The 23,730-nt window shown below is 74.4% G+C and carries 24 protein-coding genes; 9 read left to right on the top strand and 15 right to left on the bottom strand.

Annotated features, from left to right (window positions below):
* Positions 1-29: 29 nt before the first annotated feature.
* From ACF1ED_RS03745 to ACF1ED_RS03735, 3 genes are read right to left on the bottom strand one after another with little or no spacing between them, the layout of a single operon-like run.
* Positions 30-1,205, bottom strand: coding sequence for an oxygenase MpaB family protein (locus ACF1ED_RS03745; RefSeq protein ID WP_391756748.1), 1,176 nt, complete (start codon positions 1,203-1,205; stop codon positions 30-32).
* A 17-nt stretch (positions 1,206-1,222) separates the two neighbouring features.
* A complete protein-coding gene (locus ACF1ED_RS03740) occupies positions 1,223-2,278 on the bottom strand; it encodes a polyprenyl synthetase family protein (RefSeq protein ID WP_391756747.1) in 1,056 nt (351 codons plus the stop codon).
* Positions 2,271-2,771 (bottom strand): hypothetical protein, encoded by a 501-nt coding sequence (locus tag ACF1ED_RS03735; protein ID WP_391756746.1) that lies wholly within the window; start codon positions 2,769-2,771, stop codon positions 2,271-2,273. Before ACF1ED_RS03735 ends, ACF1ED_RS03740 begins: the two co-directional genes overlap by 8 nt.
* A gap of 189 nt (positions 2,772-2,960) precedes the next feature.
* Between ACF1ED_RS03735 and ACF1ED_RS03730 the strand changes: the two genes are divergently transcribed.
* Positions 2,961-3,470, top strand: coding sequence for a hypothetical protein (locus ACF1ED_RS03730; protein WP_391756745.1), 510 nt, complete (start codon positions 2,961-2,963; stop codon positions 3,468-3,470).
* On the opposite strand, the gene ACF1ED_RS03725 is transcribed toward ACF1ED_RS03730, so the two are convergent.
* Positions 3,404-5,056 carry a glycosyl hydrolase family 8 gene (locus tag ACF1ED_RS03725; protein WP_391756744.1) on the bottom strand — a complete coding sequence of 551 codons (1,653 nt, stop codon included), beginning with the start codon at positions 5,054-5,056 and terminating at the stop codon, positions 3,404-3,406. The two genes, ACF1ED_RS03730 and ACF1ED_RS03725, sit on opposite strands and share 67 nt — an antisense overlap.
* 166 nt (positions 5,057-5,222) lie before the next feature.
* A complete protein-coding gene (locus ACF1ED_RS03720; RefSeq protein WP_391756743.1) occupies positions 5,223-6,005 on the bottom strand; it encodes an alpha/beta fold hydrolase in 783 nt (260 codons plus the stop codon).
* A gap of 93 nt (positions 6,006-6,098) precedes the next feature.
* Here ACF1ED_RS03720 and ACF1ED_RS03715 point away from each other — a divergent pair, with 93 nt between their 5' ends.
* The gene (locus tag ACF1ED_RS03715) at positions 6,099-6,734 is read left to right on the top strand and encodes a LysE family translocator (protein WP_391756742.1); all 636 of its coding nucleotides are present in this window, start codon (positions 6,099-6,101) and stop codon (positions 6,732-6,734) included.
* A gap of 23 nt (positions 6,735-6,757) precedes the next feature.
* Here the strand turns inward: ACF1ED_RS03715 and ACF1ED_RS03710 are convergent, their stop codons facing one another.
* Positions 6,758-7,144, bottom strand: coding sequence for a VOC family protein (locus ACF1ED_RS03710; protein ID WP_391756741.1), 387 nt, complete (start codon positions 7,142-7,144; stop codon positions 6,758-6,760).
* Positions 7,141-7,434, bottom strand: coding sequence for an ArsR/SmtB family transcription factor (locus ACF1ED_RS03705; protein WP_391756740.1), 294 nt, complete (start codon positions 7,432-7,434; stop codon positions 7,141-7,143). Before ACF1ED_RS03705 ends, ACF1ED_RS03710 begins: the two co-directional genes overlap by 4 nt.
* Before the next feature lie 221 nt (positions 7,435-7,655).
* Between ACF1ED_RS03705 and ACF1ED_RS03700 the strand changes: the two genes are divergently transcribed.
* Entirely contained in the window at positions 7,656-9,983 is a 2,328-nt protein-coding gene (locus tag ACF1ED_RS03700) for an ATP-binding cassette domain-containing protein (protein ID WP_391756816.1), read from the top strand.
* Here the strand turns inward: ACF1ED_RS03700 and ACF1ED_RS03695 are convergent.
* The 3 genes from ACF1ED_RS03695 to ACF1ED_RS03685 all read right to left on the bottom strand — a co-directional run bounded on the left by ACF1ED_RS03695 (position 9,946) and on the right by ACF1ED_RS03685 (position 11,830).
* Positions 9,946-10,647 carry a 4'-phosphopantetheinyl transferase family protein gene (locus ACF1ED_RS03695; protein ID WP_391756739.1) on the bottom strand — a complete coding sequence of 234 codons (702 nt, stop codon included), beginning with the start codon at positions 10,645-10,647 and terminating at the stop codon, positions 9,946-9,948. The genes ACF1ED_RS03700 and ACF1ED_RS03695 overlap by 38 nt on opposite strands.
* Positions 10,644-10,874: an acyl carrier protein gene (locus ACF1ED_RS03690; RefSeq protein ID WP_391756738.1), complete on the bottom strand. Its 231-nt coding sequence runs from the start codon at positions 10,872-10,874 to the stop codon at positions 10,644-10,646. The genes ACF1ED_RS03695 and ACF1ED_RS03690 overlap by 4 nt, the downstream gene beginning before the upstream one ends.
* Before the next feature lie 98 nt (positions 10,875-10,972).
* Positions 10,973-11,830, bottom strand: coding sequence for a hypothetical protein (locus tag ACF1ED_RS03685; protein ID WP_391756737.1), 858 nt, complete (start codon positions 11,828-11,830; stop codon positions 10,973-10,975).
* Between the two features lie 452 nt (positions 11,831-12,282).
* Here ACF1ED_RS03685 and ACF1ED_RS03680 point away from each other — a divergent pair, with 452 nt between their 5' ends.
* From ACF1ED_RS03680 to ACF1ED_RS03665, 4 genes are read left to right on the top strand one after another with little or no spacing between them, the layout of a single operon-like run.
* Complete coding sequence (locus ACF1ED_RS03680) at positions 12,283-13,392, top strand: phytanoyl-CoA dioxygenase family protein (RefSeq protein WP_391756736.1); 1,110 nt, start codon at positions 12,283-12,285, stop codon at positions 13,390-13,392.
* Positions 13,374-14,720 carry a DUF6271 family protein gene (locus ACF1ED_RS03675; RefSeq protein ID WP_391756735.1) on the top strand — a complete coding sequence of 449 codons (1,347 nt, stop codon included), beginning with the start codon at positions 13,374-13,376 and terminating at the stop codon, positions 14,718-14,720. Before ACF1ED_RS03680 ends, ACF1ED_RS03675 begins: the two co-directional genes overlap by 19 nt.
* Positions 14,717-16,501, top strand: a complete 1,785-nt coding sequence (locus tag ACF1ED_RS03670) for a condensation domain-containing protein (protein WP_391756734.1) — start codon at positions 14,717-14,719, stop codon at positions 16,499-16,501. The genes ACF1ED_RS03675 and ACF1ED_RS03670 overlap by 4 nt, the downstream gene beginning before the upstream one ends.
* Positions 16,488-17,855 carry an MFS transporter gene (locus tag ACF1ED_RS03665; RefSeq protein ID WP_391756733.1) on the top strand — a complete coding sequence of 456 codons (1,368 nt, stop codon included), beginning with the start codon at positions 16,488-16,490 and terminating at the stop codon, positions 17,853-17,855. Before ACF1ED_RS03670 ends, ACF1ED_RS03665 begins: the two co-directional genes overlap by 14 nt.
* A 77-nt stretch (positions 17,856-17,932) precedes the next feature.
* Here ACF1ED_RS03665 and recQ read toward each other — a convergent pair whose 3' ends face one another.
* The gene (gene recQ / locus ACF1ED_RS03660) at positions 17,933-20,074 is read right to left on the bottom strand and encodes a DNA helicase RecQ (RefSeq protein ID WP_391756732.1); all 2,142 of its coding nucleotides are present in this window, start codon (positions 20,072-20,074) and stop codon (positions 17,933-17,935) included.
* 287 nt (positions 20,075-20,361) lie between these two features.
* Here recQ and ACF1ED_RS03655 point away from each other — a divergent pair, with 287 nt between their 5' ends.
* Complete coding sequence (locus tag ACF1ED_RS03655; protein WP_391756731.1) at positions 20,362-20,622, top strand: DUF1049 domain-containing protein; 261 nt, start codon at positions 20,362-20,364, stop codon at positions 20,620-20,622.
* Between the two features lie 37 nt (positions 20,623-20,659).
* On the opposite strand, the gene ACF1ED_RS03650 is transcribed toward ACF1ED_RS03655, so the two are convergent.
* Positions 20,660-21,064 carry a helix-turn-helix transcriptional regulator gene (locus ACF1ED_RS03650; RefSeq protein WP_391756730.1) on the bottom strand — a complete coding sequence of 135 codons (405 nt, stop codon included), beginning with the start codon at positions 21,062-21,064 and terminating at the stop codon, positions 20,660-20,662.
* 129 nt (positions 21,065-21,193) lie between these two features.
* Between ACF1ED_RS03650 and ACF1ED_RS03645 the strand changes: the two genes are divergently transcribed.
* On the top strand, positions 21,194-21,496 hold the full coding sequence (locus ACF1ED_RS03645) for a hypothetical protein (RefSeq protein ID WP_391756729.1): 303 nt from the start codon (positions 21,194-21,196) through the stop codon (positions 21,494-21,496).
* Positions 21,497-21,772: 276 nt separating this feature from the next.
* Here ACF1ED_RS03645 and ACF1ED_RS03640 read toward each other — a convergent pair whose 3' ends face one another.
* From ACF1ED_RS03640 to ACF1ED_RS03630, 3 genes are read right to left on the bottom strand one after another with little or no spacing between them, the layout of a single operon-like run.
* Complete coding sequence (locus ACF1ED_RS03640; RefSeq protein ID WP_391756728.1) at positions 21,773-22,795, bottom strand: iron-containing redox enzyme family protein; 1,023 nt, start codon at positions 22,793-22,795, stop codon at positions 21,773-21,775.
* Complete coding sequence (locus ACF1ED_RS03635) at positions 22,795-23,052, bottom strand: CDGSH iron-sulfur domain-containing protein (RefSeq protein WP_391756727.1); 258 nt, start codon at positions 23,050-23,052, stop codon at positions 22,795-22,797. Before ACF1ED_RS03635 ends, ACF1ED_RS03640 begins: the two co-directional genes overlap by 1 nt.
* Positions 23,036-23,722, bottom strand: coding sequence for a HemK2/MTQ2 family protein methyltransferase (locus ACF1ED_RS03630; RefSeq protein ID WP_391756726.1), 687 nt, complete (start codon positions 23,720-23,722; stop codon positions 23,036-23,038). Before ACF1ED_RS03630 ends, ACF1ED_RS03635 begins: the two co-directional genes overlap by 17 nt.
* Positions 23,723-23,730 lie beyond the last annotated feature (8 nt).

Below are 23,730 nucleotides of genomic sequence, written 5' to 3'. Positions count from 1 at the left end.
CTGTGTGCGAGGAGAGCGGCCCGAGGGGGTCAGACCGTGGCCGGGGGCGGGGTCCAGCGGTGGTTGCGGGCGACGCCGGTGCCGACGCCGTACTCCTTCCTGAGGTGCTCCGGGACGGCGTAGTGCATCACGCGGCCCCGGGTGAGCGTGGAGAGCTCGAAGACCGAGGTGAGGTGGCCGAGCCGGTCGAGCGCCCAGGCGGCGAAGGGCGAGGCGTCCTCCACCGACTCCAGGACGCCCAGCAGGGCCGGCAGCGCCTTCACGGCGGTGTCCCAGCGGCTGCGGGGCACGTCGAGCCAGTCGCCGCAGGTGTCGCCGACGAGGTGGCGGATCAGGGCGGAGACCACCGGGTCGAAGAGGGTGCCGGGGACGACCTCCTCGTACAGGTCGATCAGCTGGCGGGTCAGCACGACGCCCTCCTCCGAGGGGCCCATGTGCCGCAGCAGGTAGAGGTCGAGGAAGCGGCGCGCCTCGCCGAGGGTCTTCGGCACGGCCGCCTGGTCGACGCCGAGGATCGCGCCGACGACCCGCCAGGCGTAGTAGTACGACTCGGCGCCCTCGGTGGACATGTGGACGCCGAGCCGGTGGAGGCTGTCGAGGACGAGCATCGAGAAGAACATCTGCCCGCCGATCATGTCCTCCTGGCAGATCGGCACCCCGTCGGCGGCGGTGTCCCAGCGGTCCGCGCGGACCAGGTGGTGACGGATCGAGGCGTGCAGCAGCCGGACCTTCTGCGCGGCGGGCACGAACCGCCCGCCGGCCTCGAAGGCGTCGGGCCGCATGAGGTAGGTCGTGAACTGGCCGGTCTCCGCCATGCGCTTGCTCGGGTAGTGCAGGCCGTGGGTGGCCGACAGCAGGCGGGCCACGCGCGGGACGACGTAGCAGGCGGGCATGGAGGCGAAGGACAGGGCGGTGTTGATGTGGACGTTGTTGTCCATGAAGAAGAGCCGGGCCTTCTCCATCTCGTTCCAGTCCACCCAGGCGGGCGGGACGGCCGTCGTCTCCAGGTACTCGCGGGCCACGTCGGGCAGCCCGGCGGGGAGCTCCTGGCCGGAGACGGAGACGTACCGCATGAGGGAGTTGAAGAGGCCGACCTCGCCGCGCTCGAAGAGGGTGGCGACGACCGCGTCGGCGAGCTCGTCACCGCCGTGGCGCAGGGCGTCGAGGTCCGCCTCGGTGTACGGGGTGGCGCGGGAGGTGGTCACGGCGGTGCTCCGGGGGCTCAGTGGTGGCGGACGGCGGCGCGGTGGGCCAGGTCCGTGAGGGCGCGGTGGGCGGCGGCGGGCAGGTCGAGCTCGTCGAGGGTGCGGACGGCCTCCTCGACGCGGCCGGCGATCATCCGCTCGACGCGTGCGGGGGCGCCGAGCCCGGTCATCAGCGCGCGCACCTCGCGCAGTTCGCCGTCGTCCGGCGGCGCGGCGCCGAAGAGGGCGCGGCGGAGCAGCTCCCGCTGGGCGGGTCCCGCGGTCCGCCAGGTCTCGGCGAGGAGCACGGTGGGCCGGCCGGCGCGGAGGTCGTCGAGGGGTTCCTTGCCGGTGCGGGCGGGGTCGCCGAAGAGGCCGAGCAGGTCGTCGCGGAGCTGGAAGGCCTCGCCGAGCGGCAGCCCGTAGCGGGAGAGGCCCTCGCGGAGCGCGGCGGGGCCGCCGGCGAGCAGGGCGCCGAGGAGGAGGGGCTGTTCGACGGTGTACTTGGCGGTCTTGTAGCGGATCACCTTGAGGGAGGTGCCGGTGTCCGGGGGCCCGCCGGTGTGCAGGATCTCCAGGGCCTCGCCGGCGACGAGTTCGCGGGCGAGGGCGGCCCAGAGGGGCCGGCCGCGGGAGAGGTACGCGGCGGGCAGCCCGGACTCGGTGTAGAGGCGGCCGGCGAGGGCCATCAGGTGGTCGCCGAGGAGGAGGGCGAGCGCGCGGGCCGCCGCCCGGGGCCGGCGGAGGGTTCCCGGCAGCGCATCGAAGGCGTGCTGGGCGGTGGGGCGGCCGTGGCGGAGGGGGCTGTCGTCGATGAGGTCGTCGTGGACGACGGCGGCGGCGTGGACGAGTTCCATGGCGGCGGCGGCCCGCATCAGGGCGTCGCTGTCGGGCTGTCCCGCGGCGCGCCAGCCCCAGTAGCAGAAGGCGGCGCGGAGGCGTTTGCCGTGGCGGGCGGTGGTGCGCAGGGCGTCGGCGAGCGGGGCGAGGGCGTCGTCGACGGCGAGGAGTTCGGCGGCCTCGTCGTCGAGGAAGCCGGCGAGGACGGCGTCGGTGCGGCTCTTGAACGCCTCCGGCGCCCAGACGTCACTCACCGGGGTCACCGTCGGGGGCGCCCGGGTGGGACGGGGCGGCGTGCGGACCGTCCGTACGGGGCCCGGCCGGGCGGGAGGCGGCTGGGGGCGGGGCGTCCGCGTGGGAGACGTCCACGTGCGGGGCGGCCGCGTGCGAGGTGGCCGGGTGCGAGGTGGCCGGGTGGAAGACGTCCGCGTGGGGGGCGGCCGGGTGGGTGGGGGGTTCGGCGGCGGCGGCGCGGCGGGCGGCGGCCTGGCGGGCCAGGAGTTCCATGTGCGCCGGGCCGCCGGGGCCCTCCCGGTCGGGGGCGAGGCGGTCGAGGGCGAGGCGGCCGCGGGCGCGGAGGTCGGCGGCGGCGTCCTGGGCGAGTTCGGCGGAATCGGAGCGGCCGAGGAGGGAGCGGAGCGATCCGGCGGCGGTGCCGATCGTGTCCACCACCAGGTCGGCGAGGCCGGCGGCCAGCAACAGGGCCTTCTCGTCGGGGCGTTCGCCCGGGGACGTGCGGTCGTTCATGCCGGCGGACTCCTGGGGAGGGAGGGGCTTGGCGCCCGCTCGGGGCGCGTACCGGGCCAGCATGGACCACGACCGGGGGCACCCCGGTGGCCCGCTCACTCGTACGGGTGATCAAGGGAGGGAGTTCCTGCCGAAGGGATCCGAGGGCCTGGTGAACTATCCCCCTCCGCCGGGTAATTGATCCGCATGATGCGCACACCCGTACGTCTCGCGGTCGCCGCCGCGCTGCTGCCGCCGGTCGGCCGTCAGGCGTGGCAGGGGCCGGAGCGCACCGACGCGGGAGCCGAGTCCGGCGTGGCGGTGGCCTGGCGGCCGGCGGACTTCCCCGTCGGCGCACGGCCGCGGCCGTGCGCCGACGGGGAGTGCCGGGAGCACGCGGCGCCGCCGGCGGAGGACCCCCTCGCCCTCCTCGACGCGCCGCTGCCCGGCGGGGACGGAGTGCGGGAGGTGGCGCCGCGCTCCTCGGTCGCCGACCCGGCCGGTGGGGGCCGGGCCGTGCGGGAGTTCTCCGGACGCTTCGCGCTGCGCGGGGTCGCCCCGAACGGGGAGGGGTGCGGACCCACCGCCCGGCGGGCGGACGTCCGCGCCGATCCCCGGGCGGGCCGGTGTCCGGCGGCTGATCCGGCGCGCCCCTACGGGACCCAGTGGTTGCCGGAGACCGTGATCATCACCTGGAGCTGGATGCTCGCGGAGAAGTAGCTGCCGGTGTCGATCGGGGTGGCGGCCATCTTGTTCCACAGGGCGTCGAGCCATGCCTGGCTGCCGGAGTCGGTCATGGCGGCGACGGCGAAGGGGGCGAAGAAGGCGGCTTCGCTGCCGGCGGAGATCTGGGTGCCGTTGAGCTTGTAGCCCATGGCGATCTTGTTCGGGTCGCCGCCGGTCTTCGTCTTGATCCAGCCGTTGAGCTTGCGGGCGGCGGCGAGGGACTTGGCGTCGCCGCTGGTCACGGCGTCGTCGGCGATGCGCCACGGGGTGCGGCAGGCGTTCCACCAGTACTGGCCGTCGTTGGGGTCCTCCAGGACCTCGCCGGGGGCGGGCTTGGGGCTGGTGCTGGTGTCGACGACGAAGTCGGGGAGCAGGCCGGTGCCCGGGGCGTAGCCGGACTGGAGGTTGGCGATCTGCGTCTGGTGGGCGGTGCGCACGGTGTCCCAGGTGGTGTCGCCGGTGGCGGCGCGGAAGGCGCGGAAGTGGTCGACCATCCAGTCCGAGGTGCGGGAGATGTAGTAGTACTGGTCGCCGGAGCTGGTCCAGTCGCCGAGCTTGAGGAGCTTGGTGGTGGCGTTCAGCTCGTCCTTCTTGATGGCGGCGATGTGCTTGAGGGCGAGCGCCTTGTAGTTGTACGTGCCGCCGCTGCCCCACTGCTTGTCGGCGAGGAGCAGGCCGTAGGCGACGTCCATGTCGCCGTCGGTGGCGCCGTCGCCGCCGTTGACGCTGCGGCAGTTCACGTCCTGCTCGGCGGCGAGGAGGTCGGGGTTGATGGACGAGGGGTGGTCGATCTTCCACTTGACCAGACCGTCGAAGATCTTCTTGGCGTCGGGGTCGGCGCCGGCCATGGTGGCGGCGATGACCATGCCGTAGCCCTGGGCCTCGGCGACGTACGGGTGGTCGGCGTCGGGCGAGATGACCTGGTACCAGCCGTTGCCGCAGTTCTGCCGGACGAAGGCCGCCTTCCAGCGGTTGTAGTAGTCGACGACCTTCTGGTCGATGCCGGCCTGGGAGCCGGAGGGCTTGAGCATGCCGGCGGCGTAGGGCCTGAGGTGGCTGCCGAAGGGCACGCCGGGGCCGGTGCCGCCTCCGCCGCCGGTCGGAGAGCCGTAGACCTCGAACTCGTGGAGCGAGTAGCCGTACGGGGTGCCCCGCCCGGTCCCGTACATGCGGACGTAGCGGCCGGTGCCGGAGACCGCGAGGTCGTCGACGGCGCCGTCGCCGCTCGTGGTCGAGTAGACGTCGGTCCAGGTGGTGCCGTCGGTGGAGGTCTGCACGCGGTAGGTCTTCGCGTAGGCGGCCTCCCAGTCGAGCTTGACCCGGGAGAGGGTGTGGCCGGCCCCGAGGTCGATCCGGATCCACTGCGGGTCGACGCCCTCCAGGCTGGCCCAGCGGGTGGCGCGGTCTCCGTCCACGGCCAGGCCGGGGGCGAAGCCCGGGCCCTCCACGGACGAGGAGGCCGCCGGCTTGCCCGCGGACACGAGGGCGTCGGCGGCCTCGGCCTCGCTCTCGGGCAGGACGGCGAGGGGCAGGGCGAGCAGAGCGGCGAGTCCGAGCGGGATGACGCTTCGTCGGCGCATGGCAACTCCCTATTCTCTTCGGGGCAATCGCTCGTTAGGAAACGTTCCTAACTATCGGCGCGCCGAGCGTAGAGAGGGGCGGGGGCCCCGCGCAAGACCTCTGCGCGGGACCGTCGGCCGCAAGGTGGCCCTTCCGGCCGGGAAGTGACGCACCGTCAGGGCAGGTTCACCGGTCCGGCCCGCCCGCGAGGGCGCGGGCCAGCGCGCCGGCGAAGCCGTCGGGATTGTCGAGCATCAGGTTGTGACCGGCGGCGGGCACCTCCAGGACCGGCACGCCCATCGCCGCCGCCCGCTCCGCCGCCGGGTCCGGCAGGCTCGACTCCCCCACCAGGAAGGCCCGGGGGAGCGTCAGCGCCCCCAGTACGTCGCCGGCCTCGGGGTCGCCGCCCTCGACGAGCGCGACCGCGCTGCGGTGCACGGCCCGCGGGTCGGCGAGCCGCAGCCGCGCCGCGTAGTCGGCCCGGTCGGCCAGGGCGAGCATCCTCCCGAACCCGTCCCGGACGAAAGCCTCCTCGGACTGGCGCGCCACCGGACCGCTGAACGCGCCTCCGCCCGCGTACAGGTTGGGCTCGGCGACGACCAGCCGGGCGATCCGGCCGGGCCGGGCCGCCGCGAGGTGGATGGCGACGGCGCCGCCCATGGAGTGGCCGATCACGTCGACACCGGTCAGGTCGAGGTGGTCGAGGAGCGCGGCGACGGCCTCGGCCTGCCCCTCGGGGCGGTAGTCGAAGTCCGCGGGCCGGTCGCTCAGTCCGTACCCGAGCAGGTCGACCAGGAGCGCCCGGCCCCCGCCCAGCGCGGGGTGGGTGGCGATGTGCGCGAAGTCGGAGGCGGCGGTGCACCCGAGGCCGTGGAGGTAGACGCGGACGGGGCCTTCGCCCGGGACGGCGCCCGGAAGGTCGAGCCACCGGAGGTACGCCCGGCGCTCGGGCAGGAACAGTTCTCTCATGGGGGCAGCCTACGAAGGGGGCGGCGCGCCCCGATGGCCCGCCCCGGCATGGACCTGACACGTGGCTGGATCCCTGCGGTACGCTGGCCTTCCATGGCATCGAGCACCGCACTCTGGTCCTTCGCGCTCGTCGTGGGACTCCTCACCCTCACCCCGGGCCTCGACACGGCCCTCATCCTGCGCACGGCCGCGCTCGGCCGCCGCACCCGCGCCTGGGGCGTCGTCCTCGGCATCCAGACCGGCACGCTGATCTGGGGCGCGCTGACCTCGCTGGGCGTGACGGCGCTCCTGACCGCCTCGCACCTCGCGTACGAGATCCTCCGCTGGGCGGGCGCCGCCTACCTGCTGTGGATGGCGGGCCGCATGATCGCCGCGACGTTCCGGCGCGGCGGCGCCGGCGCGGGCGCGGAGGTGGAGGTCGGCGGCGCCGACACCCTCTCCGGCGGCTGGCGCCAGGGCACCCTCACCAACCTGCTCAACCCCAAGGTCGGCGTCTTCTACGTCGCCGTCCTCCCGCAGTTCATCCCGGCCGAGGCCCCGCACTTCGCGAGGGGCCTCGCGCTGACCTCCGTCCACGTCCTGCTCGGCATGGTCTGGTCGACGGTCCTGATCGCCTCCGCCACCGCCCTCGGCACCTGGCTGCGCGGAGCCCGCGCCCGCCGCGTGCTGGACCGGGTCACGGGCACCGTGATCGGCGCGTTCGCGGTACGCCTCGCGGCCGGCGACTGACCGGAATCCGCCGGGGCGGGCGGCTACGCGTACTGGGCGAGCTGGATGAGGTTGCCGCAGGTGTCGTCGAGGACGGCGGTGGTGACGGGGCCCATCTCGACGGGGGGCTGGGTGAAGCGGACACCGAGGGCGGTGAGGCGGGCGTGCTCGGCGCGGACGTCGTCGACGGCGAAGGAGGTCGCGGGGATGCCGTCGGCGACGAGTGCCCGCTTGTACGGGGGGACGGCGGGGTGGCCGGAGGGTTCCAGGACGAGTTCGGTGCCGTCCGGGTCCTCCGGGGAGACCACGGTGATCCAGCGGTCCTCACCGAGGGGCACGTCGTGCTTGAGCGCGAAGCCGAGCACGTCGGTGTAGAAGCGGAGCGCCCGCTCCTGGTCGTCGACGAAGACGCCGGCCAGGTTGATCCTCATGGAATGTCCTCCGGGGGTGCGGGGGCGAGCCATCGCGAGACGATGTGCCGCAGGGGGCTGGTGTCGAGGTCGTGGAACTTGTATCGGCCCTCACGGCGGGCCCTGACCAGGCCCGCGGCCTCCAGCACGGCGAGGTGCTGGCTGACCGCCTGCCGGGAGATGGCGAGGCCGTGCCGGGTCGCCAGCCGGGCGCATATCTCGAAGAGCGACTGCCCGCTGCGGTCGGTCAGCTCGTCGAGGATCACCCGGCGCGTCGGGTCGGCCAGCGCCTTGAACAGATCCTCCTCCATGCCGCCACGATAGGCAAGTGACTGCTTGCCTATCAAGCGGGCGTGCCGGACCCCGCTTCTCCGGCGCCGGACCGACCTCCCTCCGGCGCCGGGCCGTTGTCGGACCCCCCGCCTAAGGTGGGGCGGACACCGGTCCCGCCCTGACGAGGGAGAACGCTTTGAGCACGGCCCAGCACGACGGCACGCCTCCGTCCGGCCCGCACCTCGCCGACAGCCACGAGATGATCCGCGTGGTCGGCGCGCGGGAGAACAACCTCAAGGACGTCAGCGTCGAGATCCCCAAGCGCCGGCTGACGGTCTTCACCGGGGTCTCCGGATCCGGCAAGAGCTCACTGGTCTTCGACACGATCGCCGCCGAGTCCCAGCGGCTGATCAACGAGACGTACAGCGCCTTCGTCCAGGGGTTCATGCCGACGCTCGCACGGCCCGACGTCGACGTGCTCGACGGCCTGACCACGGCGATCATCGTCGACCAGCAGCGGATGGGCTCCGACCCGCGCTCCACCGTCGGCACCGCCACCGACGCCAACGCGATGCTGCGCATCCTCTTCAGCCGGCTCGGCACCCCGCACATCGGCTCGTCACGGGCCTTCTCCTTCAACGTCCCCTCGGTGAGCGGCGCGGGCTCCGTCACCGTCGAGCGCGGCGGCCGGACGGTGAAGGAGAAGGCGAGCTTCACCATCACCGGCGGCATGTGCCCGCGCTGCGAGGGCCGCGGCCGGGTCTCCGACATCGACCTGGCCCAGCTGTACGACGACACCAAGTCGCTCGACGAGGGCGCGCTGACCATCCCCGGCTACACGGCGGACAGCTGGTACGGCCGGACCTACCGCCTCTGCGGTCTCCTGGACCCGGCGAAGCCGATCCGGGAGTACACCGCGCGGGAGCTGGACACGCTCCTGTACAAGGAGGCGACCCGGGTCAAGGTGGAGGGCGTCAACGTCACGTACGAGGGCCTGATCCCCAAGCTCCAGAAGTCCTTCCTGGCCAAGGACGTCGAGTCGCTCCAGCCGCACATCCGGGCCTTCGTGGAGCGGGCCACGACCACCCAGGTCTGTCCCGAGTGCGACGGCACCCGGCTGAACGAGGGGGCCCGCTCCTCGAAGGTCGAGGGCATCAGCATCGCCGACGCCTGCCGGATGCAGATCAGCGATCTGGCCGCGTGGGTGCGGGAGTTGGACGACCCGTCGGTGGCCCCGCTGCTGGAGTCGCTGCGCCGGACGCTGGACTCGTTCGTCGAGATCGGCCTCGGCTACCTGGCCCTCGACCGGCCGGCGGGCACCCTGTCGGGCGGCGAGGCGCAGCGGGTGAAGATGATCCGGCACCTCGGCTCCTCGCTCACCGACGTCACCTACGTCTTCGACGAGCCGACGGCCGGTCTGCACCCGCACGACATCCAGCGGATGAACGAACTCCTGCTGCGGCTGCGGGACAAGGGCAACACCGTGCTGGTCGTGGAGCACAAGCCGGAGACGATCGCGATCGCGGACCACGTGGTGGACCTCGGGCCCGGCGCCGGCACCGGCGGCGGCACGATCTGCTACGAGGGAAGGCTCGACGGGCTGCGCGGCAGCGGCACCGTGACCGGCCGGCACCTGGACGACCGGGCCTCGGTGAAGGACGCGGTCCGGACGCCGACCGGAGTCCTGCCGATCCGCGGCGCGACCGCGAACAACCTGCGGAAGGTGGACGTCGACCTCCCGCTCGGCGTCCTCGCCGTGGTCACCGGCGTCGCCGGTTCCGGCAAGAGCTCGCTGGTGCACGGTTCGATCCCGGCGGACGCCGGCGTGGTCTCGGTCGACCAGACCCCGATCCGCGGCTCGCGGCGCAGCAACCCCGCGACGTACACCGGGCTGCTCGACCCGATCCGCAAGGCCTTCGCCAAGGCCAACGGCGTCAAGCCGGCGCTGTTCAGCGCCAATTCGGAGGGCGCCTGCCCGACCTGCAACGGCGCCGGCGTCACGTACACCGACCTGGCGATGATGGCTGGCGTGGCCACCACCTGCGAGGAGTGCGAGGGCCGGCGTTTCATGGCCTCGGTGCTGGAGTACGAGCTGGGCGGGCGGGACATCAGCGAGGTCCTGGCGATGTCGGTGTCCGAGGCGGAGGAGTACTTCGGCGCGGGCGAGGCGCGGACGCCGGCCGCGCACCGGATCCTGGAGCGGCTGGTGGACGTCGGCCTGGGCTACCTCACGCTGGGGCAGCCGCTGACGACGCTCTCCGGCGGCGAGCGGCAGCGGCTGAAGCTGGCCACGCACATGGGCGACAAGGGCGGTGTCTACGTGCTCGACGAGCCGACCACCGGTCTCCACCTGGCCGATGTGGAGCAGTTGCTCGGGCTGCTCGACCGGCTCGTCGACTCCGGCAAGTCGGTCATCGTGGTCGAGCACCACCAGGCGGTGATGGCCCACGCGGACTGGATCGTCGACCTGGGTCCCGGCGCGGGCCACGACGGCGGCCGGGTCGTCTTCGAGGGCACGCCCGCCGAGCTGGTCGCCGCCCGCTCGACCCTCACGGGCGAGCACCTGGCGCAGTACGTCGGGGCCTGACCGGCGGACCCGGCCGGTCCCGGCGGGGCGGCGGCGCCGGCCCGCCGAGGACCGCCGACGGCGGGAGCAGGGCCGGCGGGGCGCCGGCCGCCACCGCCGCCGTCACGGCGGCGCGGAGGTGGTCCGTCCACTCCGCGAGGTGGTGTACGGCCTCCGGGGGCGGGGGGCCCGCCTTGAAGCGGGCCTCCGCGCGGACCCAGGCGCGCAGCAGGGCCGGGCCGGGGTCCGGGTGGGCCAGGGCCTCGTGGAGGTCGGCCCCCGGCAGGACGCGGCGGAGGACCGGGAGGGGGCCGGGGCGGCGGGCCGCCGGTTCCACGTCGACGCCGACCGGGCCGGGGCCCGCCGCCGCCGCGACCAGGCCGTCGGCGTGGCTGAGGCTGACGCCGAGGCCGGGGTGGGCGGGGAGGTACGGGCGTCCGTGGCCGTCCCGGCCGCAGTCCGGGCACCGCTGGGCGATGCCGGCCGCCTCCGGGGAGCGGCCGGTGAGGCGGGCGGCGCAGAGGCGGAGCAGCAGGCGGGCGGCCAGGACGTCGTCGCGGCGGGACGGGACGCGGATCGCCGCGAGGCGGCGGCGCTCCCAGGGGGCGAGGAGCCGCGGGCCGAGGCCGGGGGCGTCCAGGACCTCCCGGGTGGTCGCCACCACCGCGAAGGCGCCGGGGGTCACCCGGCGGGGGCGAGGAAGCGTTCCCGGACGCGGGCGAGGGTGCGGAAGTCGTCGATGGTGACCTCCTGGAGGTCGATCGAGGTGCCGGAGATGTCCTCCAGGAGGTCGATGAACTCCAGGAAGTCCATGGAGTCGATCAGCCGGGCCTCGATGAGGTCCTCGTCGGCGTCGATCGGTCCGTCGAGGCCGGGGTTCTTCTCCTGGATCCAGGCGGCGACACGTTCCATGGCGCGGTTCTCCACTCCTTGCGGGTCGGTGGGTAGGACGGGTGGTGAATCGGACGGGTGGTGAATCGGGCGGGCGGTGAATCGATGCTGACGAGGTGTCAGCCGGTGGCGGCGCGGAGCCGGTCGAGGGCCCGCTCGGGGCCGCCGTGGGCACTGAGCATGGCGTGCACCCAGCGTTCGAGACCGAAGGCGACGCAGGCGCTGTAGGCGGGGCCGTGGCTTCCGGCGCGGATGCCGAGGCGCTCGCCGAAGAAGTTGCGGTGGCGGTTGACGGAGGCGATGGCGGTGCCGTCGGGGGCGCCGTACTCGTGCTTGACCGGGTCGAGGGCCATCAGCCGGGCCCGGGAGCCGCCCTTGTCGTAGAAGGGGTCGTCGGCGGTGGCACGGGTGAGGTCGAGGCCGAGGAGTCCTGCGGTCTCCTGGATGAACTCGCCGCCGCGCTCCAGGTGTTCGACGGCGCCTTCCTTGGTTCCGAGGTAGACGACCTCGCGCATGTGGAAGCCCCAGAGGCGGCGCAGGCCGTCGTAGTGGGTCTCGTTGCGGAAGCAGCGGCCCGCGGCGGAGATCCGCAGGCCGTCCTCGCCGACGTCGGTGCCCTCCAGGGAGAGCAGCAGTCCGTAGCAGGTGGCGGAGGGCAGCAGGTAGCCGGTGGGTTCGAGGGGCCGGCCGCCGGGGGCCCCGCCCGCGGCGAGGCCGTCGTAGGCGTCGGGGGCGAACCGGCCCGCGGAGACGCCGAGATGGGGGAAGTTGCGGAAGTAGTCGAGGCGGGCGAGTCCGTCGGCGGCGAGCAGCGGCGGGCCGGTGACCTCGGGGGCGGAGAGCCGTGCGGCGAGTCCGGTGAGCAGGGTGTCGAGGCCGCGCAGCAGGGCGGTGTGCACCGGGTCCAGCGTGATCAGCCCCGGGCCGGGGCTCTGGAGACCGGCGACGGACGGGGTCGTGGCGCTGGGTGTGCTCATGGAACCGTTCCCTCTCGGCGTGGGTGGTCGGTCAAGGGCGTCGGTCGCGCGGGCACGGCCGGCGCCTTCCCCGGGCCGGTCCGGACGGGGCGGCGGGCGGGGCCTCGCTCGCGGTCGCCGTCGACCGGGGCGCAGTGGTCGGGCCGGGGCCGACGGGTCGGGTCGTTCCGGCGCTGCGCAAGCAGGACAGTAGGCCAGTCCGCCGATGGTTGTCTAGACCAAAGATCGCCACCCAACGGACCTTCGGGGGACTGGATTTCGGGCCATTGGCCGACACGCGGGGCATACCGGCGGGTCACTTGACACCGATGATGGTCTACACCAATTCTTTCCCTCGTCCCCCGCGGCTCCTCCACCGTCGCCAGGTCCGCACCCCCCGCTCCCGTCCCGCCGTGCCCCGCACCCCCGAGCCCGCACGCCGCACGTCGCCCGACTCCCGCCTGGAGGGACCCTTGACGACCACGCCCGCCCCCGCCCCGCGCCGTCCGCGCGCCCCGTACCTGCACCGGGCGGCCACCGAGCGCCCCTACTTCAGCGACGACGGCGAGTCCTACCTCGCCGCGACGACCCTGCGGGAGCTGAAGAAGACCCGCCCGCTGCGGGTGCTCTCCGAGGCGGACTTCGCGCACTGGCAGACGTACGGCTACGTCATCGTGCGCGAGGCGATCCCGGCCGAGGCGGCCCGCCGGCTCCTCGACTTCACCTGGGACTTCCAGGGACTCGACCCCGAACGGCCGGACAGCTGGTACGAGGACCGGCCGCTGCGCTCCGCACTCGACCAGCAGCTGCTCGTCTACGGCTTCGTCGAGGCGTACCACCACCAGCTGCTCTGGGACAGCCGCCAGACCCAGCGGGTCTACGACGCCTTCGTCGACGTGTGGGACTGCGAGGAGCTGTGGGTCACCCTCGACCGGCTCAACCTCAACCCGCCCAACATCCGCAACCGCGACCGCGCCCTCATCGAACCCACCGACCGGGGCTTCGACATCGAGCTGCACTGGGACATCGACACCACCCTCGGGGTGCCGCCGCAGCGCGTCCAGGGCATCATCGCCCTCAACGACACCAGCCCCGAGACCGGCGGCTTCCAGTGCGACCCCGAGCTCTTCCGCCGCTTCGAGGAGTGGAAGCTCGCCCAGCCCGACGGCCGCGACCCGATCCGCCCGGACGTCGACCGCGCCGAGTACCCCGTCGTCCGCCCCGACCTGCGCCCCGGCGACCTGCTGATCTGGAACGGCCTGCTGGCCCACGGCGTGGCCCGCAACACCTCCGAGAACGGGGTCCGCGCGGTCCAGTACCTCTCGATGATGCCCGCCCTGGAGGAGCACGCGAAGCTGCGGCGCTCCCGCGTCGAGTCCTGGCGCCACCTGCGCACCCCGCGCTGGAACCGCACCCTCGTCGGCGACCCCGTGCTGCACGAGTCCAAGCGCTACCCCACCGCCGAACTCACGCCGCTCGGCGCCCGCCTGCTGGGCCTCACCTCCTGGCACGAGGAGGCCGCCGACGAGGCGGAGCCCGCGGCCGCCCCGACCGGGGAGCCCGCGTGCGCCGCGTCTGCCTGACCCTCCCCACCAACCGCGCCTGCACGGCGACGATCGCGGCGGTCGCCGAGGAAGCGGCCTACGGAGCCCGGGAGTTCGGCGTCGAGGTGCACCTGCTGATCCTCGACTCCTCGGCGCCCGCCGACCTCGCCGCGCACCGGGCCGCGGTCGCCGCGCTGGCCCCGGCGCCCGGCGTCGTCGTCCACCACCTCGACGAGGACCACCAGCGCGCCTTCCTGCGGGAGACCGTCGCCGCGGCCGGACTCCCCGGAGCCGACCGGCTCCTCGGCCTGATGCTGCCGGCCGCCGTGTCGTACGGCGCCTGCACCAACCGCGCCTTCCTGCTGGCCGAGGCACTGGGCTGCGCCTCGGTGCACCGCCGCGACTCCGACAGCCGCTACCAACTCCTGGACGGCGCACCGGTCTTCCCGATCCACCACGAGCTGGCCGCTCTCGGGCGGCGGGCGGCGGACGTGACGGACTCGGTCACCCGCAGCCGGCTCGACCCGGGCTGCGCCGACCGGACCGTCGCCCTCGCCGGAGCGTCCTTCATCGGCGAACCGTCCGTGGACGTCGCCGAGATCCGCGCGCTCGACCCGGAGGCGTACCACGAGGTCGTCGGCCTGTCCGTGCCCGCCGGCCATCCGGAGATCTGGCGGCGGAACCTGATCGACGAGGCGTTCCGGGGAGCCGGCACCGCCCCGTTCACCCGTGACCTGTCCACCCTGACCCTGGTCAGCCCCACCCGCGTCGACATGTGCAACGTGGCGCTCGGCCGGGAGGTCTACGGCCGGATCCCGCTGCCCCCCGCCACCGACACCATCGGCACCGACTACTTCCTCCTGCACGTGGTGCGCCACGCCCGGCTGCCCGGCGTGCTGCACAACCGGCACATCGTCAACTACCACACCGGCGAACGCCGTTCGGAGGAAGGCTTCCTGGCCTACCAGCTCCGCTTCGCCAAGTACCTGCTCGCCGCCCCCCGCCTCGAAGCGGTGTACGCGGGACTCGCGGCGGCCGGCGACGCGCTCCTCGACCCCGGCGGGCGGGTGCGGCCCGCCGCCGTCTCCGCCCTCCTGCGCGAGAGCGCCCTGATCGACCCCGCGGACGACGAGGCCAGGCTCGACGTGCTGGACCGCCGCTACCGCTCCCTCGGCGGCCGGTACGCCACCGCCGCCGCGCTCTTCGCCGAGCGGCGCGGCCGGCTGCTCGCCGACGCCCGCTCCGACATGGAGGACTTCGCCCTGCTCGTCGACGCCTGGGGCTCCCTGACCGCGCACGCGAAAGGCACCGCCGTGAACCACCCCGCCGGCCCCCCGGCCGCGTCCGCGCCGGCCGTGACGCCGTGACGGCCGCCCCCGCCGCCGACGGCGTCACCGGGGCCCGCACCCTCACCGTGCGCTACGCGGGCGGCGGCGCGCGCCGGGGTCCCGTCACCATGGGCCAGGCCAACATGATCCGCTGCATCCTGCGGGACGAGCCCGGCAGCATCAACATCCACGACGTGTGGCCGGTCCCCGAGGGCACCGGGATGGACCGGGTCCTCGCCGCGCTCGCGGAACTCGCCGCGCGCCACGAGGCGTTGCGCACCACCTTCCCGTACCAGGAGGGCGGCCCCGCCCCCGCCGAGCAGGTCGTGGCCCCCGCCGGCGCGTTCACCGTCACCGTCCTCGACCACGACGAACTCCCCGAGGACCCCGACGCCTACGCCGAGGCGGTGGCCCGCTCGGCCCGCGACACCCGCTTCCGCCTCGACCTCGACTTCCCGCTGCGGCTGAGGATCGTCGCCCTCGGCGGCCGGCCCGTCCGCGTCGCCCTCGCGGCCAGCCACGCCGTCACCGACGGCAGCGCCCTCGGGGTCCTCCGGGACGAATGGCTGACCCTCCTGTCGGGCGAGCCGCTTCCGCCGGTCACCTCGCCCACCCCGCTCGACCTCGCCGCCGAGGAGAACACCCCGGCCGGCCGGCGCAGGTCGGCGGCCTCCCTGGCCCATTGGGAGAGGATCCTGCGCACCGGGCCGCAGGCGATGTTCGCCGAGGACGGCGCCGCCGGCACCGAGACCGACACCCCGGGCCTCACCCTCCGCTCGGCGCGCGGCGGCCGGGCGCTGACCGCCGCCGCGCGGCGCACCGGCGCCCTCCCCGGCACGGTGCTGCTGACCGCCTGGTGCGTGCTCACCGCCCACCGGGCGGGCCAGTCCGTCTGCGTCGCGGCCGTGCCCACCTCGAACCGCTTCCTGCCGAAGCTCGCCCGCTCGGTGAGCACCCTCTCCCAGGACGCCCTGCTCGGCCTCGACGTCCGCGCGCCGTCCTTCGACGCCCTGCTCGCCAAGGCGTGGGGCGCGGCGATGAACGCGTACCGCCACAGCCGCTTCGACGCGCTCGACCTGTGGGAGCTGATCGGCCGGGTCACCACCGAGCGGGGCAGCCAGTTCGCGCGCGACGCCGTCTTCAACGACATCAGCGCCCTGGCCGGCACGCTCGCCGCCGCGGCGGCCCCCGACGAGGACGCCCCGGAGCTGGAGATCGGCTGGAACGAAGGGCTTTCGCTGCCGACGCGGCTGCTGACCTTCGTCTACGAGACGGAGCCGGTCCTGCGCCTCGCGACGTGGGCCGACCCCGCGCTGTTCCCCCGGACGGCTGCCGAGGACCTGGCCACCGGTCTGGTGCGGCTCCTGGAGGCCGTCGCCGAGGCCGACGTACCGCTCGACGCGCCCGGGCTCACCGGCGTGACGGGGGTGCGGCCGGTGGCGCGCGGCCCGGAGTGGACCCGGGTGGACGGCTGCTGGGTCTCCCCCGCGGCCGTCGCCGCCGCCCTCACCGACGCGCTGCGCGGGCGGCCCGTCGAGGTCGTGGTGGAGGAGGGCCCCGGGGGCGAGGAGAGCGGCCGGAGGCTCGTCGCGTACGTCGGCGCGGACGTCGGCGCGGACGAACGGGCCCGGCCGGACGGGGCGTCGACGCCCGAAGCGGCGCACACCGCGCTGATGGGCGTCCTGCCGGGGCGGCCCGGGGTGCTGGCCCCGCACCGGTACGTGTTCGTCGAGGGCCCGCCGCGGCACCCCGTCGCGGCGCAGCGGATTCTGAGCGAAGGGACCGGCCGGAGCCGGGAGATGCCACATGACCACCGATGACACCGTCGCGGCACCGGGGGCCGGGCCGCTGCCCAGCCCCTGGCGGTCGCGTCGCTTCCGGCTCTTCTTCACCGCGCGCAGCGCCTCGCTGCTCGCCGACGGCATGCTGATGGTCTCCGTGACCACCTCGGTCCTCGGCGCCGGCTTCGGGGCCACCGGCGTGGGGTACGCGCTCGCCGCCTGGATGGTGCCGATCGTGCTGCTCATCCTCTTCGGCGGGGTGCTCGCCGACCGCTTCACCCCGCGGGTGATGATGGTCGGCGCGGACGCGGTCCGGGTGGTGGCCATGCTCGTCATGGCCGCGCTGTTCGCCGGGGGCGGCGTACGGCTCTGGCAGATCATGGCCCTGATGGCGGTGAGCGGCGCGGCGACGGCGATGTTCCAGCCGGGGCTCGCGAGCATCGTCCCGCGGGTCGCCGACGACATCCAGCGGGCCAACGCGCTGCTGCGGATCTCCGAGTCGATGGCCACGCTCATCGGCCCGGGCCTGGCCGGTTTCCTGGTGGCCTACTGGGACCTGGCCGGGTCGTTCGTGGTGATCGCGGCGGCCTACGCGGTCAGCGCCGGCGGGCTGCTGCCGCTGCGGGGGCTCGCCTCCGGGCGGGACGGGAGCGCTGGGGCCGACGGGAGCGACGAGAGCGACGATCCGATGTGGCGCCGGCTCGCCACCGGCTGGCACGAGTTCCGGTCCCGTTCCTGGCTGTGGGGCGTCATCTCGCTGTGGGCGGTGTACGGCCTCTTCGTCTTCGGCCCCTCGCTGCCGCTGGGCGCGGCGCTCCTCACGGAGCAGCACGGCGCCACCGGCTACGGCTGGATCGCCTCGGCCGACGGCCTGGGCACGATCGTCGGCGGTCTGCTCGGCATGCGGGTCCGGCCGCGCCGGCCGCTGGTGGCGGGGGTCGGCGCGATGTTCTTCTTCGCCCTGAACCCGCTGGCTCCGGCGCTCGGCTGGAACTTCGCCGTCACGGCCATCACGGGCATGGTGGCCGGCTGCGGCTTCGCCTTCTGGGGCGTGATGTGGGCGACCAGCGTCCAGTCCCACATCCCGCTGGCCGTACTGAGCCGGGTGTCGGCCTACGACATCGCCGGGTCGATCATGGTGATCCCGCTGGGCCGCGCGCTGGCGGGCCCGGTGGCGGAGTCCTTCGGCGCGGACCGGGTGCTGCTCTTCTCCTCGGCGGTGTCGTTCGTCCTGCTGGGCGCCATGCTCTGCGTCCCGGCGATCCGGGGCCTCACCCGTCTCGACCGCCCCGCGACGGACAAGGCGGTGGAAACAGCAGTGGAGACGGCGGTGGAGACGGCGGCGGCGCCGGCGCCAGTGGCGGGGAAGGGGTCCGCCGCGGCGGAGGCGTGAGAGAGCCCCCGTGAGGCGGTGGTACGGAGCCCTCGGGCCCGGCCGGACGGTCGTCGTCCGGCCGGGCCCGAGGCCCGTCACTCCCAGTCGTCCCAGGACGGCTCGGTCTCGTCGTCGCCGAAGAAGAGCGGCTCGTCCTCGGGGGCCGGGGCCGCGACGGCGGGACGGGCGGCGGCCCGGGCGGCCGGTACCGGTGCCGCTGCCGTCGCCGAGGCACGGGCGGCCGGTGCCGGCGCGGTGCCGACGGAGCCGGCCGCCCGCTGGTCCGCGGCCCGGGCGGCCCCACCGGCCGGGGTCCCGGCCGAGTCCGCCGTCTCGGCCGCCGGGGCGTCGCCCTCCGCTCCGGCGAACCCGGCGAGGGCCTCCAGGACGCCCTCGCCGTACTTGGCGAGCTTGGCCTCCCCGACACCGCCGACGGTGCCGAGCTCGGTCACGCTCTTCGGCAGCGTGGTCGCGATCTCGCGCAGCGTCGCGTCGTGGAACACCACGTAGGCGGGCACGCCCTGCTCCCGCGCGGTCGCGGCGCGCCAGGCGCGCAGGGCCTCGAAGACGGGCACGGCCGCGGCGGGCAGGTCGACGGGGACGCGGGACTTGCCGGAGCGGCCGCCGCTCTCCTTGCGGGAGGGCGCTGCCTTGGCGGCCTCCTTGCGCATCGGGACCTGGCGCCGTCCGCCGAGGACCTCGCCGCTGGCCTCGGTGAGGACGAGGGTGCCGTAGTCGCCCTCCACGGCGAGCAGCCCCTGGGCGAGGAGCTGGCGGACCACGCCCCGCCACTCGGGGGTGCCGAGGTCGGCGCCGATGCCGAAGACCGAGAGGTTGTCGTGGTCGAACTGGATGACCTTGGCGGTCTTCTTGCCCTGGAGGATGTCGATGATCTGGCCGGCGCCGAACTTCTGGCGCCGCTCGCGGGCCAGCCGCCACACGGTGGAGAGCAGCTTCTGCGCGGCGACCGTGCCGTCCCAGGACTCGGTGGGGGTCAGACAGGTGTCGCAGTTCCCGCAGGGCTCGGACTTCTGGCCGAAGTAGGCGAGCAGGCGGACGCGCCGGCACTCGACGGTCTCGCACAGGGCGAGCATGGCGTCGAGGTGGGCGGCGAGGGCGCGCCGGTGGTTCTCGTCGCCCTCGGAGCCGTCGATCATCTTGCGCTGCTGGACGACGTCCTGGAGGCCGTACGCGAGCCAGGCCGTGGCGGGCTCGCCGTCACGGCCGGCGCGGCCGGTCTCCTGGTAGTAGCCCTCGACGGACTTGGGCAGGTCGAGGTGGGCGACGAAGCGCACGTCGGGCTTGTCGATGCCCATGCCGAAGGCGATCGTCGCGACGACCACGACACCGTCCTCACGGAGGAACCGCGCCTGGTTGGCGGCGCGCGTCGCGGCGTCCATGCCCGCGTGGTACGGGATGGCGTCGACGCCGTTCTCGGCGAGGAAGGCGGCGGTCTTCTCCACGGAGGAGCGCGACAGGCAGTAGACGACTCCGGCGTCCCCCGCGTGCTCGGCGCGGATGAGGTCGAGGAGCTGCCGGGTCGGGTTGTTCTTGGCGGCGATCCGGTACTGGATGTTGGGCCGGTCGAAGCTGGCGACGAAGTGCCGGGCCTCGTCCAGGCCGAGGCGGCCGGCGATCTCGCCGTGGGTGGCCTCGGTGGCCGTCGCGGTCAGCGCGATCCGCGGCACCTTGGGCCAGCGCTCGTGGAGCAGGGAGAGCGCGAGGTAGTCGGGCCGGAAGTCGTGGCCCCACTGGGAGACGCAGTGCGCCTCGTCGATCGCGAAGACGGAGACCGTGCCCCGGTCGAGCAGCCGCTGGGCGCCCTCGGTGCGCAGCCGCTCGGGGGCCAGGTAGAGGAGGTCCAGCTCCCCGGCGAGGAAGGCCTGCTCGACGGTCTGCCGCTCGTACGGGTCCTGGGTCGAGTTGAGGAAGCCCGCCCGGACGCCGAGTGCGTTGAGCGCGTCCACCTGGTCCTGCATGAGGGCGATCAGCGGCGAGATCACCACGCCCGTGCCGGGCCGCACCAGCGCCGGGATCTGGTAGCACAGCGACTTGCCGCCGCCGGTCGGCATGAGCACGAGGGCGTCGCCGCCGGCCACGACGTGCTCGATGATCTCCTGCTGCTCGCCCCGGAAGGAGCTGTAGCCGAAGACCCGGTGGAGGACCTCCAGGGCGTCGGAGGTTCCGTCGGGGTTCGGCGAGGAGGAGGCGTCGGAAGAAGCGTCGATGAGGGCCACCCGAAGAGCCTATCCGTCCCGGCGCCCCCGCCGGGACGCCCGCCCGAGCCTGTGGACAACTCTCCCCCGGCGCCCGGTCCGGTCACCCGGCGGAGTGACCCGGTCGCTGCCGCCGCCCGTCTCCGGGGACGCCGCGAGGGCGTCCGCCGCGGCGCGGGCGGTGACCGGTCGCGGGCCGCCGAGAGGGCGGGGCGGCCGGGCCCGGGGCTCATTCTCCGGCGGGACAGAGCTCCGCCCGGCGCCGATACTGGGGAGGGCATCCCTCCTCCCCGAGAGAGGACCGGCTCATGTCCCAGAACACCGCGAAGAAGCCGCACAAGCCGGCGAGCGTCACGGTCAAGGGGCGGGACATGCGGCTGCGGACCATCGGGTTCCTGCTGGTCGCCGCGCTCGCCGTCTGGTTCATCGCCGCCAACACCGGCTCCGTCACCATCCGGCTCTGGATACCGACGGTCACGCTCCCCCTCTGGTGCGTCCTCACCGTGACGCTCCTCGTCGGCGTGCTGCTGGGCCTCGTCGTCGCCCGCCGCCGCGCCGCGCGGCACTGACGGCGCGCGGAACCCGCGGGCCCCGGGCGCCGGACGCTCAGGCGTCCACCTCCGCGTCCCTCTCCGCGTCCAGGGCGGACGAGGGGCCGGGGGCACGGTCGGGGGCGCGGTCGGGGGCACGGCCCGGCTCGCGGGCGTCCTCCCGGGCGAGGAGTTCCAGCAGTCCGGCGATCTCGTGTCCGGCCTCGGCGGGGTGCCGGAAGGGGGCGTCGGCGTTGACGCGATAGCGGTTGCGGCGGCCGTCGGAGGCGCGGGCCCTGGCGAGGTATCCCCCCTCCTCCAGATCGGCGACGATCGCCTGGACGGTCCGCTCGGTCACCCCGCAGCGGGCGGCCACGTCACGGAGCCTCATCTCGGGATCGCGGGCCACCGCGAGCAGGACCCGGGCGTGATTGGTGAGGAAGGTCCACCTCGGCTGGTACCCGTTTCCGTTCTCTCCCATACGGATCGTCTCCCCCTGTCGTCCCGGTTCATGCGAAGCGCTTTTCGCGTAAACATTGACGCATATGCCGGGAGAGCGGACACTCGGGGTGAGACGTCCTCGTGGCGTCCCCGACGACCGGAGCACTTCATGAGCGCCGAACTCGTCCGACGGGTCCAGACCGTGCTCGCCGACGCCGGTTTCGGCCCGGGTAGCGGGCTGACCACGCAGACCGAGGGCCCGGCGGTCATCGTCTCCTGGCACCCGGACCGACTGATCCGGCCCACCATCACCGCCCACGCCTCCGATCCCGACGTGCACGCGGCGGCGGAGATCTCCGGCATCCGCAACGCCCTGGAAGCCGCCCTCACCAGCGTCTTCCTCTCCGCCGGCCTCGTCCCGCTCAGCCACCCCGAGGGCTTCATCAGCGTCACGGCCGTACCGGTCGGCTGAAGAACGCGATCAGCGGACACCCCGCCTCACCCGGTTCTCCGGGAGCCAGGATCCCGGATCCGGGATCCCGGATCCCGGATCCCGGATCCCGGATCCCGGATCCAAAAGCCTGGATCCAAGAGCTCGGATCCCGGATCCCGGATCCAAAAGCCCGGATCCGAGAGCCGGGATCCCAGTTCGGCATCGCCCCCACACCCTCGGAAGAACACCCGGAGCAGCGCCCTCGGCGGGCCGCGGAGTGCGGGCACACGCTTCTGCCGCTGGCGGGCGCCGCCCCTAATCCAAGGGCCGGCGCAGCGCGCTGTCCCCCCGGTCCCACGCCTCGCGGATGTGGTCGGCGAGGCGGTCCTCCAGCAGGACGGTCGCGGCGCAGCCGAAGGCGATGTCGGCCTCCAGGGCGGGTTCTTCGGCGAGGAGTCCGTCGACGACGCCGTGGCGGACCACCTGTTCGTGGACGGCGTCGGCCTCCACGTGTTCGGCGTAGAAGTGCTCGGCGGAGGCTCCCGCCCCGCAGCGCCGCATCGCCTTGGCCAGGCGCCTGGATCCGGGCGAGGAGGTGATCTCGACGCAGGCGAAGTGGCCGACGAGGGCGCCGCGCAGAGCCCGGTGGAGGCCGAAGAGCGACATCAGGTTCACGGTCGCCAGGAGCGGCGCGGGCGCGTGGTCCACGTACCGGCCGTAGGAGCGGTCGAGGCCGAGGTCGTCCATGAGCTCCGCGAAGAGCCTGGCGTGGACGCGGTCGGCGCGGCCGCCGCCGAACTCGTCGTACTCGATGGCGACCATGGAGGCCTTGGCCTGCCCGGTGAGCCGGGGGATCACCCAGGCGTGCGGGTCGGCCTCCTTGAGGTGGTAGAGGGAGCGCAGGGCCGCGTACTCGCGCAGCTGCCACAACTCCCCTTCGGTTTGCAGGCGGTGGCTGAGGCTGCCCGTGAGGTCCACGGGTTCCACGAGGAGCGGTGCGAAGGCTTCCGCGACCGTCTCCGGCGTGTCCTGCAGTCCGGCGCGCAGGGCGTCGAGGAACCGCTCTTCCACCGCCCGGCGCAGCCGCAGCAGCTCGGGGTCCCACTCACGGGCGTCGTCCACTCCCCCGAAGCCCCGGTAGTGCAGTTCGTACAGGAGGTAGAGGGCGAGCTGGAGGTCTTCGCCCCAGGGGTCGGCGTCCGGCACCGCCCCGGCCGCGTGGCGCGGCGCGCCGCCCGACCGCAGGGCCCGTGTCACGGCGCGGGACAGCGGGCCCCGCTCCTCCGCGAGGCGGGGAGCGGTGTCGACGGCCGTCGGGGGCGGGCTCGAAGGGGGCATCAGGGCTTCCTGTCCTCGGTCGGGCGGGCGGGTCGCTCGCGGCGGCGGTGGCTGGTGTCGCACCAGGGGTACGCGCGACTGCGCCGGCACGTGCAGATCGCGACGGTGAAGCGGTCGGAGCGGGCGACCGTCCCGTCGGCCAGCACGATCTCGACGGGGCCCTCCACGAGGACGGGCCCCTCCGGGTCGGCGAAGGCCCGGCGGGCGGGCGTCCGGCCCGGGGTGTCGCGCGGGGTGTCGTCAGGCGTTGCGGGCACGGATGACCACCAGCTCTTCCCGTTGTTCGTCCTCGGCCGCCAGGCCCTGTCGTTCCAGCCAGGCCCGTCGCGAGCGCAGGACCGGCCCCCAGGGGACGGAGGCCCGTGCCGTGACCCCGGCGGACAGGCCCCCGCCGGTCAGCCGGTCCACGGTCGTCTCCGCCCCGCACATGCCCGAGTGCACCATCAGCAGGACTCCGCCGGGGCGCAGCAGGGCAGGGGCCGCCGCGCAGACGCGGTCGATCACCAGGCGTCCGTCGGGGCCCGCGTCCCAGGCGCGCTCCGCGCCCCTCGGGGGCTGCCGGGCCCCCGGCGCCGGCACGTACGGAGGGTTGGTCACGACCAGGTCGAAGCGCCGCCCCTCCGTCCGCGCGGCGAAGTCGCCGTGCAGGACGCGCAGGGGCAGGCGATGGACCAGCGCGTTCAACCGTGCCGTCGCCACGGCGGGCCAGGAGACGTCGACGGCGGTGACCGCGGCGCCCCTGCGGGCGGCGCGGAGGGCCAGGGCACCGGTGCCGGTGCCGATCTCCAGGACGTCCGTGAGGGGACCGACCTCCTCACGGGCGAGGGCCGCGGCGAGCAGCCGCGTGTCCGCTTGGGGCCGGTAGACGCTGGGGAGGGCGACCAGGCCGCCGGGGAGCGTCGCCGAGGTCAGAGCGGTGCCCGACATCGTCTGTC

The organism is Streptomyces sp. NPDC014656, assembly GCF_043084305.1.
In the GTDB taxonomy this organism is placed as follows: Bacteria; Actinomycetota; Actinomycetes; order Streptomycetales; family Streptomycetaceae; genus Streptomyces.
This window is presented reverse-complemented; position numbering and strand designations above follow the sequence as displayed.

Coding starts and splice junctions, on each gene's coding strand:
- ACF1ED_RS03720 (WP_391756743.1), bottom strand. CDS start 6,005: ATGAGAGAACTGTTCCTGCCCGAGCGCCGGGCGTACCTCCGGTGGCTC.
- ACF1ED_RS03710 (WP_391756741.1), bottom strand. CDS start 7,144: ATGAGGATCAACCTGGCCGGCGTCTTCGTCGACGACCAGGAGCGGGCG.
- ACF1ED_RS03705 (WP_391756740.1), bottom strand. CDS start 7,434: ATGGAGGAGGATCTGTTCAAGGCGCTGGCCGACCCGACGCGCCGGGTG.
- ACF1ED_RS03700 (WP_391756816.1), top strand. CDS start 7,656: ATGATCCGCGTGGTCGGCGCGCGGGAGAACAACCTCAAGGACGTCAGC.
- ACF1ED_RS03690 (WP_391756738.1), bottom strand. CDS start 10,874: ATGGAACGTGTCGCCGCCTGGATCCAGGAGAAGAACCCCGGCCTCGAC.
- ACF1ED_RS03645 (WP_391756729.1), top strand. CDS start 21,194: ATGAGCGCCGAACTCGTCCGACGGGTCCAGACCGTGCTCGCCGACGCC.
- ACF1ED_RS03730 (WP_391756745.1), top strand. CDS start 2,961: ATGCGCACACCCGTACGTCTCGCGGTCGCCGCCGCGCTGCTGCCGCCG.
- ACF1ED_RS03685 (WP_391756737.1), bottom strand. CDS start 11,830: ATGAGCACACCCAGCGCCACGACCCCGTCCGTCGCCGGTCTCCAGAGC.
- ACF1ED_RS03735 (WP_391756746.1), bottom strand. CDS start 2,771: ATGAACGACCGCACGTCCCCGGGCGAACGCCCCGACGAGAAGGCCCTG.
- ACF1ED_RS03725 (WP_391756744.1), bottom strand. CDS start 5,056: ATGCGCCGACGAAGCGTCATCCCGCTCGGACTCGCCGCTCTGCTCGCC.
- ACF1ED_RS03650 (WP_391756730.1), bottom strand. CDS start 21,064: ATGGGAGAGAACGGAAACGGGTACCAGCCGAGGTGGACCTTCCTCACC.
- ACF1ED_RS03630 (WP_391756726.1), bottom strand. CDS start 23,722: ATGTCGGGCACCGCTCTGACCTCGGCGACGCTCCCCGGCGGCCTGGTC.
- ACF1ED_RS03715 (WP_391756742.1), top strand. CDS start 6,099: ATGGCATCGAGCACCGCACTCTGGTCCTTCGCGCTCGTCGTGGGACTC.
- ACF1ED_RS03640 (WP_391756728.1), bottom strand. CDS start 22,795: ATGCCCCCTTCGAGCCCGCCCCCGACGGCCGTCGACACCGCTCCCCGC.
- ACF1ED_RS03655 (WP_391756731.1), top strand. CDS start 20,362: ATGTCCCAGAACACCGCGAAGAAGCCGCACAAGCCGGCGAGCGTCACG.
- ACF1ED_RS03665 (WP_391756733.1), top strand. CDS start 16,488: ATGACCACCGATGACACCGTCGCGGCACCGGGGGCCGGGCCGCTGCCC.